This is a genomic window from Gordonia sp. X0973 (assembly GCF_013348785.1).
GTDB lineage: Bacteria > Actinomycetota > Actinomycetes > Mycobacteriales > Mycobacteriaceae > Gordonia.
Genome location: NZ_CP054691.1, coordinates 741,392 through 751,474, shown reverse-complemented (window position 1 = coordinate 751,474; position 10,083 = coordinate 741,392). Strand labels below are relative to the sequence as shown.

At 69.3% G+C, this 10,083-nt stretch carries 11 protein-coding genes; 7 read left to right on the top strand and 4 right to left on the bottom strand.

The annotated features are described in order from the left end of the window. Positions 1-5: 5 nt before the first annotated feature. Positions 6-641 carry a TetR/AcrR family transcriptional regulator gene (locus HUN08_RS03710; RefSeq protein ID WP_124249123.1) on the top strand — a complete coding sequence of 212 codons (636 nt, stop codon included), beginning with the start codon at positions 6-8 and terminating at the stop codon, positions 639-641. Beyond that, on the top strand, positions 638-1,876 hold the full coding sequence (locus HUN08_RS03705) for an alanine racemase (RefSeq protein ID WP_124249124.1): 1,239 nt from the start codon (positions 638-640) through the stop codon (positions 1,874-1,876). The genes HUN08_RS03710 and HUN08_RS03705 overlap by 4 nt, the downstream gene beginning before the upstream one ends. 36 nt (positions 1,877-1,912) lie before the next feature. Here the strand turns inward: HUN08_RS03705 and HUN08_RS03700 are convergent, their stop codons facing one another. Beyond that, positions 1,913-2,644 (bottom strand): enoyl-CoA hydratase, encoded by a 732-nt coding sequence (locus tag HUN08_RS03700; RefSeq protein ID WP_124249125.1) that lies wholly within the window; start codon positions 2,642-2,644, stop codon positions 1,913-1,915. A gap of 58 nt (positions 2,645-2,702) precedes the next feature. Between HUN08_RS03700 and HUN08_RS03695 the strand changes: the two genes are divergently transcribed. After that, the gene (locus HUN08_RS03695; RefSeq protein WP_124249126.1) at positions 2,703-3,146 is read left to right on the top strand and encodes a hypothetical protein; all 444 of its coding nucleotides are present in this window, start codon (positions 2,703-2,705) and stop codon (positions 3,144-3,146) included. Between the two features lie 89 nt (positions 3,147-3,235). Here HUN08_RS03695 and HUN08_RS03690 read toward each other — a convergent pair whose 3' ends face one another. Both HUN08_RS03690 and HUN08_RS03685 read right to left on the bottom strand, forming a co-directional pair. Beyond that, on the bottom strand, positions 3,236-3,604 hold the full coding sequence (locus HUN08_RS03690; RefSeq protein ID WP_124249127.1) for an FKBP-type peptidyl-prolyl cis-trans isomerase: 369 nt from the start codon (positions 3,602-3,604) through the stop codon (positions 3,236-3,238). Between the two features lie 2 nt (positions 3,605-3,606). After that, the gene (locus tag HUN08_RS03685; protein ID WP_124249128.1) at positions 3,607-4,920 is read right to left on the bottom strand and encodes a citrate synthase; all 1,314 of its coding nucleotides are present in this window, start codon (positions 4,918-4,920) and stop codon (positions 3,607-3,609) included. 119 nt (positions 4,921-5,039) lie between these two features. On the opposite strand from HUN08_RS03685, the gene HUN08_RS03680 reads away from it, so the two are divergent. From HUN08_RS03680 to HUN08_RS03665, 4 genes are all read left to right on the top strand, one after another. Next, on the top strand, positions 5,040-5,705 hold the full coding sequence (locus HUN08_RS03680; protein WP_124249129.1) for an allophanate hydrolase subunit 1: 666 nt from the start codon (positions 5,040-5,042) through the stop codon (positions 5,703-5,705). Beyond that, a complete protein-coding gene (locus HUN08_RS03675) occupies positions 5,702-6,622 on the top strand; it encodes a biotin-dependent carboxyltransferase family protein (RefSeq protein WP_367649937.1) in 921 nt (306 codons plus the stop codon). The genes HUN08_RS03680 and HUN08_RS03675 overlap by 4 nt, the downstream gene beginning before the upstream one ends. A gap of 67 nt (positions 6,623-6,689) precedes the next feature. Next, positions 6,690-7,724, top strand: a complete 1,035-nt coding sequence (locus tag HUN08_RS03670) for an oxygenase MpaB family protein (RefSeq protein ID WP_124249130.1) — start codon at positions 6,690-6,692, stop codon at positions 7,722-7,724. Positions 7,725-8,004: 280 nt separating this feature from the next. Next, positions 8,005-9,717, top strand: coding sequence for a DUF222 domain-containing protein (locus tag HUN08_RS03665; protein ID WP_174900865.1), 1,713 nt, complete (start codon positions 8,005-8,007; stop codon positions 9,715-9,717). A 14-nt stretch (positions 9,718-9,731) separates the two neighbouring features. Here HUN08_RS03665 and HUN08_RS03660 read toward each other — a convergent pair whose 3' ends face one another. Then, the gene (locus tag HUN08_RS03660) at positions 9,732-10,061 is read right to left on the bottom strand and encodes a hypothetical protein (protein WP_124248575.1); all 330 of its coding nucleotides are present in this window, start codon (positions 10,059-10,061) and stop codon (positions 9,732-9,734) included. Between the last annotated feature and the right edge of the window lie 22 nt (positions 10,062-10,083).

Sequence of the window (10,083 nt, the reverse complement as noted above, 5' to 3'; positions counted from 1 at the left end):
TGTTCATGGCGCGCATGACGGTTGAGCAGCGTCGGGAGGCTCTGATCGACGCGGCCTACCGGGTTATCGCCGACCACGGGGTGGAAGGGGCGACGACCCGCAAGATCTGCGCGCAGGCCCAGATGCCGCTGGCGAGTTTCCACTACGCCTTCGAATCCCGCATGGCGTTGCTGGCCGCGGTGATCGACCAGGCCGTGCCGCGCGACCTGACCTCCCTCGTCGACGAGGTCCGGGAACCCGCCGACGGTCTCCGCGGCCTCGCCGGCGTCGAACGGGAGATGTCGGAGTCGCTGCACAACCTGTACGAGCTGATGCTCGTCGATCCCGGCCGGCTGCAGGCGACCGTGTCCCTGGCCATCTACGCGCACAACCATCCCGAGCTACAGGCCGTGGGACGGCAGATGTGGGACCGCCTCTACGCGCTCGCCGCGAACACCCTGCGCTCGGTGGCCGAGATGAACGGGACGAGGTGGACCATCGACGCCGAGGAGTTGGGCACCTTGATGATCGCGTCCACCAACGCCATCACGATGACGTGGTTGACCACCGCGGACAAGACGATCACCCGCCGCGTGGTCGACGGGACGGTGCGCTGGATGCTCTCCTACGCGGCCGAGGACGACCTGGCCAAACGGCCATGACCGAGGAGTGGCGGACCGACCCGGATGCGTACTGGGCCGCGATCGACGCCGCCGTTCGCGCCGCCCGCCTGTCGGCCCCGGTGCTGGCCATCGACGCGCTGGCCCTCGAACACAACATCGCCGACCTGCGCCGTCGAGCGGGTGGGGTGCCGATCCGGGTCGCGAGCAAATCGCTGCGCATCCGCTCGGTGATCAGCGACATCCTGCGCCGTGACGGCTTCGCCGGTGTGCTCGCCTACACCGTCGACGAGGCGCGCTGGCTGGCCACCGTCGCCGAGATCCCCGACGTGCTGCTCGGCTACCCGTCGGTGTCGACGGCCGCGCTCGCCGCGCTGATCGCCGACGACGAGGCCCGCGCCCGGGTCACCCTCCTGGTGGACTCGGTCGAACACCTCGACGCCGTCGACGTCGCCGCCCCGCCGTCGACGCGGGGGGTCGTCCGCGTCGCGATCGACCTCGACGCCTCGCTGCGCTATGCGCGCGGCCTCGTCCACCTCGGCGTGCGCCGTTCGCCGGTGCACACGGTCGGCGACGCGAAGACCTTGGCCCGCACGATCGCCGCCCGTCCGGGATTGGCCCTCGTCGGCGTCATGTCCTACGAGGCGCAGGTCGCCGGGGTGGCCAACGATGTCGACGGTGCGATCCGCAACCAGGCGATCGGTGTCGTCCAATCGCGCTCGATGCGCGAACTGATCCGTCGACGCGGCAAGGCGATCGCGGCGATCCGCGACGTGGCCGACCTCGAATTCGTCAACGCCGGTGGCACCGGCTCGATCGAGGCAACCGCGGCCGATCCGTCGGTGACCGACATCGCCGCGGGCAGTGGATTCTTCGGCGGCCACCTCTTCGACGGCTACGCGCATTTCCGGCCGGCACCGGCCATGTCCTTCGGCCTGGACGTCGTGCGACGCCCGGCCCGCGACATCGTCACGACACTGGGCGGCGGCTGGATCGCCTCTGGTCCACCCGGACTCGACCGGCTACCGCGGCCGGTGTGGCCCGCGGACCTCTCCTATGTTCCCGCCGAGGCAGCCGGTGAGGTGCAGACACCGCTGCGCGGGCACGGCGCCCGGCGCCTCGACATCGGCGACCGCGTCTGGTTCCGCCACACCAAGTCCGGCGAACCGGCCGAGCACGCCACCGAGGCGGCCATCATCGACCGCGGCGCCGACGGCGGCCCGCGCGTCATCGACGTCGTGCCGACCTACCGCGGCGAGGGGAAGTGCTTCCTGTGAGCAGCGGGGAGATCCGGTTCTCGGGCGACTGAGACCTCAGCGCCCCTGGAACACCGGTGTCCGGCGTTCGACGCGCGCCGCGCGACCCTCCGCGAGATCCTCGCTCGTCCATGCGCGCATCATCGCCTCGGCCCGCTCGGCGGGCGCCTCGTCGCGGGCGCCGTCGCCGTTGAGGACCAGCTTGTAGTGCTGCAGCGTCAGGGGGGCCAGCGTCGCGAGAGTGGCGGCCCAGTGCTGCGCGTCGGCGAGGTCGCCGACCCGGTTGGCGAACCCGACCGAGAGCGCGCGGTCGGCGGTGAGGGGCTCGCAGCCGATGAGCATGCCGCGCGCATGGCCCGCCCCGACCAGCGAGACCAGCCGTCGGATGGTCCACTCGTCGACGGCGACGCCGATCTTCGCCGCCGGGATTCCGGCCAGGGCGCCGGGGACCATCACGCGCAGGTCCGCGGCCATCGCGAGCTGCAGCCCCGCACCCAGCGCGGCACCGTTGAGGGCGGCGATCACCGGGACCGGGACCGCCTCGATCTCGCGCAACGTCGCGACCAGCTTGTCCAGGAAGGCCGGGTCGTACACCGGGCCGGACAGGTCGGCGCCGGCGCAGAAGACCGGGCCGCGCCCGGTCAGCACGATGGTGCGCGATCCCCCGTCGACGGCGGCGGCGAAGGCGTCGGACAGCTGGGCGACCATCTCCTCGTCGAGAGCGTTGCGCTTGTCTTCCCGCCCGAGCTCGATTGTGGTTACCAAATCCTGTGTTGAGCTGTAGATCATGGCCGCCAACCTACCGTCCCGCCCCCGTCCGCGCGCCGGCTGGCTAGACTTTCACCCCATGCGCACCCCGACTCTGCGGATCTCCGCCGCTGCCGCCCTCGCCACCGTCGCCGCCGCCATCGGCGTGGGCGCCGCCACCGCCGGTCACGCCGACGCGAGCTGGCGTTACCCGGGCAACGGCGACCTCATCACCTTCGACGTCTACTCCGACACCACGTGGACGACGGTCTCGTACTACAACGGGGTCAATATCCTGCGCCAGCAGCACTTCGACTTCCGCCAGGACGAGAAACTGCCCACCGGGCAATACCACCGTCGGATCAGTTTCATCAGCAAGGTGCCGGTGCAGATCCTCGCGGTGAAGATCCAGCAGGAGGGCCAGTCGGCGACCTGCAAGCTCAGCGTCAACCGCAAGCTGAAGATCACACGGACCGGCCACGGCGACCGGGCAAGGGCGTTGTGCGCGATGCGCAACGATCCGCCGCCGCCCCCGCTCAGCTGAGCGCGCTGGTTGCGAAGCGCCGGCTGAGAAGCCAAAAAGAACGCCCCGGCAGCTGCCGGGGCGTTCTTCGTCTGACGTGCGGGTGACCGCTAGCTGACGCCGAGCAGGTCGATCACGAAGACGAGGGTCTTGCCCGAGAGCCGGTGACCGGCACCGGCCGGCCCGTAGGCGAGGGCCGGGGGCACGACGAGACGACGACGGCCGCCCACCTTCATGCCCGGGATGCCCTCCTGCCAACCGGGGATCAGCCGGTTGAGCGGGAAATCGACGGACTCGCCGCGGCTCCACGACGAGTCGAACTCCTCGCCGCTGTCGTATTCGACGCCGACGTAGTGGACGTCGACGGTCGAGCCGGGCAGCGCCTCGTCGCCGTCGCCGACGACGATGTCGGTGATCTCCAGCTCGGTCGGCGCGGGGCCGTCCGGGAACTCGACTTCGGGCTTCTCCAGATTCGCCATGATTACCGCTTCCCCATCTCGATGTAGTCGCGCTCGGTGTGGCCGATGTAGAGCTGGCGCGGTCGGCCGATCTTGGTGGTCGGATCGTTGTGCATCTCGCGCCAGTGGGCGATCCAGCCGGGCAGTCGGCCGAGGGCGAACAGCACGGTGAACATGCGGGTCGGGAAGCCCATCGCCCGGTAGATGACGCCGGTGTAGAAGTCGACGTTCGGGTAGAGCTTGCGCTCGACGAAGTAGTCGTCGTGCAACGCGACCTCTTCGAGGCCCTTCGCGATGTCGAGCAGGTCGTCGCTCACGCCGAGGGTCGCCAGGATCTGGTCGGCGGTCTTCTTCACGATCGCCGCGCGCGGGTCGTAGTTCTTGTAGACGCGGTGCCCGAAGCCCATGAGCTTCACGCCGTCTTCCTTGTTCTTGACGCGCGTCATGAACTTCTTGGTGTCGCCGCCGTCGGCGCGGATCTCGTCGAGCATCTCCAGGACCGCCTGGTTGGCGCCGCCGTGCAGCGGGCCCCACAGCGCGTTGATCCCGCCGGAGATCGAGGTGAACAGGTTGGCCTGGCTCGATCCGACGAGGCGGACCGTCGACGTCGAACAGTTCTGCTCGTGGTCGGCGTGCAGGATGAACAGCATGTCGAGGGCCTTGGCGACCTCGGGGTCCACCTCGTAGGGCTCGGCCGGGAAGCCGAAGGTCATGCGCAGGAAGTTCTCCACCAGGTTGAGCGAGTTGTCCGGGTAGAGGAACGGCTGGCCGACCGACTTCTTGTACGCGTACGCCGCGATCGTCGGCAGCTTCGCCAACAGGCGGATGGTCGAGAGGTCGACCTGCTCGGGATCCTTCGGGTCCAGCGAATCCTGGTAGTAGGCCGACAGCGCGTTGACGGCGCTCGACAGCACCGGCATCGGGTGCGCGTTGCGCGGGAAACCGTCGAAGAAGCGCTTGAGGTCCTCGTGCAACAGGGTGTGCCGCTGGATCTGCTCGGTGAAGTCGGCCAGCTGCGTCGGCGTCGGGAGTTCGCCGTAGATCAGCAGGTAGCTGACCTCGATGAAGGTCGAGCGCTCCGCGAGCTGGTCGATGGGGATGCCGCGGTACCGCAGAATGCCCTGGTCGCCGTCGATGTAGGTGATGGCCGACTTGCACGACGCGGTGTTCACGAAACCGCCGTCGTAGGTCGTCATCCCCGTCTGCGACAGGAAGTTGCCCAGCGCCACCGAATCACTGCCGTCGGTGGCGTCAAGGATAGGAAGCTCGAGCTGGCCACCGGGGTAGGTGAACGTAGCCGAGGCCGAATCGGTCGCTGCGCTGTTTTCAGCAGACACGAGAACCCCTTTACTCAGGTGAGAGTTTCAACTACAAACTAGCGCCTGCACCCACACCTCGTTGCAGCTGGGTCTGGTTCGCAACATGCCCGCAACACCGCAGCGGATAGGTTGGACTCATGCGCGAGCGACCAGCGGGCCGAGGTGCGGTGCTGCTCGACTTCGGGTCCACCCCGGCACCGCGGAAGGAAACCGCCGACGCCACAGCGGCATTGCGCCGCGCGCTGGGTGCGGGGGAGCTGCCCGGCGTCGTCGACCTGGTCCCCGCCGCGACGACGATCCTCGTCCAGGGATCCCCGGCGCGGGGTCTGGATCACCTCGCCGTGCGCCGCGCGTTGCGCAGCGGCGCCGACGCGGTCGAGGAGGCCGTCGACGACGAGATCGTGATCGGGGTGCGCTACGACGGGCCCGATCTGCACGACGTCGCGCTGCACCTCGGCTGGACCACCGGCGCGGTCGTCGCGAGCCACACGGGCACGCGCTGGCGGGTGGAGTTCATGGGTTTCGCCCCCGGCTTCGGCTACCTCGTCCCCGCCGATCCCGACGAGAGTTGTCCGCCGTGCGAGATGCCCCGGCGCGCCCAGTCGCGCCCACGGGTGCCGGCCGGTTCGGTCGCGGTGGCGGCCGGCTACTCCGCGGTCTATCCCGGGGTCAGCCCGGGCGGCTGGAACCTGTTGGGCCACACCGACATCCGGCTCTGGGACAGCACGGCCGATCCCCCCACGCCGCTGCGCGCGGGCACGATCGTGCGCTTCGCCGATCTCGACGCGGAGCCCGGTCGGTGAGCGGGCCCGGCGCGCGACGGGGGTTGGCCGTGGTGGCCACCGGACCGATGGCGCTCATCGAAGACTTGGGACGCGGCGGGAACGCACACCTGGGCGTGGCGCGGTCGGGCGCGGCCGACCGGGAGGCGCTGCGCCTGGCGAATCGGCTCGTCGGCAATCACGACGATTGCGCCGGTATCGAAGCCGCCTACGGCGGTCTGGCGCTCCGGGCGATCGGCGACACCGTGCTCGCGGCGACCGGCGCCCCCGCGGATCTACTCGTCGACGATCGGTCCGTCGGCCACAACGCCACCCTCCTGCTGCGCGACGGGCAGGTACTGCGCCTGGGCGCCCCCGTGCACGGATGCCGCATCTACGTCGCGGTCCGCGGCGGAATCGTCGGCGGCCAACCGGCCGTCGGCGGACCCCCCGTCGGCGCCGTCCTCGGGTCGCTCGCCACCGACACCCTCTCCGGGCTGGGTCCGGCCGCACTCGCCGTCGGGGACGAATTGCACATCGGCGATCCGACCGATCCGTGGCCGGCCACGCAGTGGGCGCCGGTCGAACCGACCGTTTCGGGGTCGCCGGTCCTCCTGACCGCCTCCCTGGGCCCACGCGCCGACCGACTGACCGATCCGGCGGCTCTGTTCACCGGCACCTGGACGGTCAACCCGGCGAGCAACCGGGTCGGGGTCCGACTCGACCGACGTGACGGTCCCGCCGTCGAACACCTTCCCGACCTGCCCGAACTCGCGTCGGAGGGGATCGCGCACGGCTCGGTGCAGATCCCGCCGAGCGGCCAACCCGTCCTGTTCGGCCCCGACCACCCGGTCACCGGCGGCTACCCGGTGGCGGCAGTGTTGACCGCCGCCTCGATGGACGTCGCGGGACAGTTGACGCCGGGGATGGTGGTCCACATCCGCCAACTGCCGGACTGACCCGTCGTCCGGGCCATTGACGACGGCCCATTGACTACCCGATGAGACGGATTTAGACTTTCGTCTCATGACCGAGGTTCTCGAGCCCACCCAGATCGACCCCGCCGACGAGCACCGCCGCGTCGAGCCCGACGACGCGAACCTGCCCGACCTCGGCCCCGGCTCGGCGACCTACCGGTTCTTCGGCGATTGGCGCGGGCTGCTCATGGGGCTGTGGTCCGGCTCCATGCAGAACATGCACCCGAAACTGGCGGCCGGCGTGTGGGAGCATTCGGACTTCTTCGGCGAACGCTGGGAACGCCTGTTGCGGTCCATCTACCCGATCGGCGGGGTGGTCTTCGACCCCGATCCCGCCGCGACCGGACGCGAGGTCCGCGACTACCACCTGACCATCAAGGGCCAGATGGACGACGGCGGCCGCTACCACGCGCTGGACCCGGACGTCTTCTACTGGGCGCACGCCACCTTCTGGTACGGCAACGTCCGCTGCGCGGAGGCCTTCGGACCGAAGATCACCGAAGCCGACAAACGCCGACTGTTCGAGGAATCGCGCACCTGGTACTCGCATTACGGAGTCTCGATGCGGCCGGTGCCCGACACCTACGAGGAATTCCTCGAGTACTGGGACCACATGTGCCGCCACGTGCTGCGCGACCACGCCGCGGTGCGCACCGTCCTGGACATCACCCAGCTGCCCCCGCCCCCGTTCATGCCGTCGTGGACGCCCCGATGGCTGTGGAAGCCGATGGCCGTGCAGACCAATCGCACTTTCCTGTGGATCACGACCGGCCTCTACGACGAACCGGTCCGCGAGATGATGGGGCTGAGCTGGAGCAACCGCGACGAGAAGCTCTTCCGCCTGTTCGGGGCGGCCGTCGCCACTGGCATGAAGCTGGTGCCGACCCGCTATCGCAGGCATCCGCGCGCCCGCGACGCCGACGACCGGCATGCCGGCCGCGTGCCCGCCGACGCGCCGATCCTGCAGACCCCCAAGCGCAATCTGCCGTCAGGCGCCGAGCGCGACAACCCGATCCACTACTGCCCGGTCCATGCTCAACGCCGCGCCAACCTGCCCTGGCAGACCAACGAGGTCGACGACTAGCGCAACCCGCCGACCTGGAGTCCAAGCCGGCGCGGTGCTCGGTCACGAGGGGTCGGGCACGGTGGTCGGTCACGAGGGGTCGAGCGCCTTCGAGGCCAGCCGAGAACGTGCACCTACGGTGGTCGTCCCCACGGTGGTCGAGTGCCTTCGAGGCGCTAGCCGAGAAGGTGTATCGAGACCCCGCCAGCCAAACCTAGCCAGCGCGGTTGTCAGACGTCGCGGGTAGTGTGAACATTAGTTCGAGTGAACGGGTGTTCATACTGGTGAGGGGGTGAATCGGGTGACTACGACGGGTCGTGTCGGATTGGTCGACGGAGAGTCGGCTGTCGACCAGGCGAACGGGTCGGGGTTGCCGGATTCGCCGGTGGAGTTGGTGGCGTTGGCTGATGCGGTGGCGGTGAAGCTGGGGTCGGCGGTGTGGGCTGGGTTGACTGAGGACGAGTTGGTGTCGACGGCGCGGTTGTTGCAGCGGTCGCGGTGGCGTATCGAGGGTGTCGACGCGCAGTTGTTCACCGAGATCAACGATCGGTGTGCGTTTACCCGCGAGGGGTTCACCCATCCTTTGCGGTGGTTGTCGACGGGGTTGCGGCTGGGCCGGTTCGAGGCGCGCCGCCGTTATCGTCGCGCAGCCAAGATCGCGCGGTTGACCTCACCGACGGGGCAGACGATGGAACCGGAGTTCCCGGCGACCGCCGCGGCGGTGGCCGCGGGCCTGATCGGCGGGGCACACGTCGACGAGATCGGCATCATCATGGGCAAGATTCCGTGGCGGCTGCCGCCGGAAGTCCGTGCCCGGGCCGAAGCCGATTTGGCGGAGATGGCCACCGAGTTGACGCCGTTCCAGTTGCGTGCGGCGGGCAGCGCGTTGCTGGCCTATCTCGACCCGGATGGCACCCTGTCCGACGAGCGCGACCGCACCCGGCGGCGCCGGTTGTCGCTGGGCCCACAAGGCCCCGATCTGATGTCGAAGCTGACCGGGGATCTGCCGCCGATCGTGCGGGCCAAGCTCGAATTGTTTCTGACCAATTGGGCCGCGCCGGGGATGAACAATCCCGCCGACGGCCCCGATTGCCGCGTCGAAGGGGCGTTGGCGGATCGGGACCTGTCCGACGACGCGGTCAAGGACACCGTGGCCCAGGCGCGGGCCCGGGACGACCGCAACCCCGAGCAACGCAACCTCGACGCCTTCGAAGCCCTCCTCGACTACGTCCTGGCCGACGACCCCACCGCGAAGACCACCCGTACCGGCGACGACACCGCGCAGAACCCGGCGGCGGATCGGGCGGCAGCGGGCCGGGGGCGCACGGTGCGCGGCCAATTCATCGTCACCGCGTCGATCGCGGATTTGAAGGCCGGTTGCGGGTTCGGGTTGACCACCACGGGCACGTTGATCCCGATCGGCGAGTTGATCGACGTCGCCGCCCAGTTGGATCCGTCGCTGGTGGTATTCGCCGACCACACCCGCGAAGTCCTGTACTACGGGCGGGCCCGCCGCGGCGCGACGCTGGCGCAACGGTGCGCCCTGTTCGCCCGCGACCGCGGCGACAGCAACCCCGACTCGGAAACACCGTTCATCACCACCGAAGCCCACCACCTACCCGACTGGGCATTGGGCGGACTCACCGACATCGACAAACTCACCGCCACCAGCGGACCCAACAACCGCCGCGTGGGACCGGGCCCACGGCAATGGGAAACGGTCTACCAACGCACCGGACCATTCGCCGGACGAGTCGCCTGGCGACTGCGATGCCACAACGGCACCGCCGGTCAACCACGCGTCAACCTCGGCCACCACCCCGACGACCTCGCCCGCGTCGCAATCAACAACATCCGCGCCATCGGCGGCAAAGGCACCACCCGCTACCTCCACACCGCATCCCGAGGCGACACCAACAGCGCGAACACACACGGCGACCACAACGACCCAGACCCACCCCGATCACCCACCGAACACCGACTCCGCAACAGACTCGGCTACACCGAGATCTGACGGGAGGCGGTGAGTCATCCGGCTGGGTTCTCCGCAGACCCCGCATGGCGAGCACGCCAACGGGCAACGGCATCGGTCACCGCTGGATTTCTGGTGTGGGAGACGTCCCGGCCCCGGTAGACCGAGGTCGAATCCTCAAGCACCGGAGCCGAGTTCTGAATCGCATCGGCCAACCGGCCCAATGCCGCACGGCCGTCCGCCTCGAATTCGCGGCGTTCCGACTCGTTCAGCACCATCAGCCAGGCGTACCCCACCGGACCGTGGCTGCAATTGACGTCGAGCAGCAGGTCATCGCCGTCACGCAGCAGGAACCACCAGTGCGGCTCGTGGTCGATGACATCCACATCGGCCATAGTGGCACGAGCC

Coding starts and splice junctions, on each gene's coding strand:
- HUN08_RS03710 (WP_124249123.1), top strand. CDS start 6: ATGGCGCGCATGACGGTTGAGCAGCGTCGGGAGGCTCTGATCGACGCG.
- HUN08_RS03705 (WP_124249124.1), top strand. CDS start 638: ATGACCGAGGAGTGGCGGACCGACCCGGATGCGTACTGGGCCGCGATC.
- HUN08_RS03700 (WP_124249125.1), bottom strand. CDS start 2,644: ATGATCTACAGCTCAACACAGGATTTGGTAACCACAATCGAGCTCGGG.
- HUN08_RS03695 (WP_124249126.1), top strand. CDS start 2,703: ATGCGCACCCCGACTCTGCGGATCTCCGCCGCTGCCGCCCTCGCCACC.
- HUN08_RS03690 (WP_124249127.1), bottom strand. CDS start 3,604: ATGGCGAATCTGGAGAAGCCCGAAGTCGAGTTCCCGGACGGCCCCGCG.
- HUN08_RS03680 (WP_124249129.1), top strand. CDS start 5,040: ATGCGCGAGCGACCAGCGGGCCGAGGTGCGGTGCTGCTCGACTTCGGG.
- HUN08_RS03670 (WP_124249130.1), top strand. CDS start 6,690: ATGACCGAGGTTCTCGAGCCCACCCAGATCGACCCCGCCGACGAGCAC.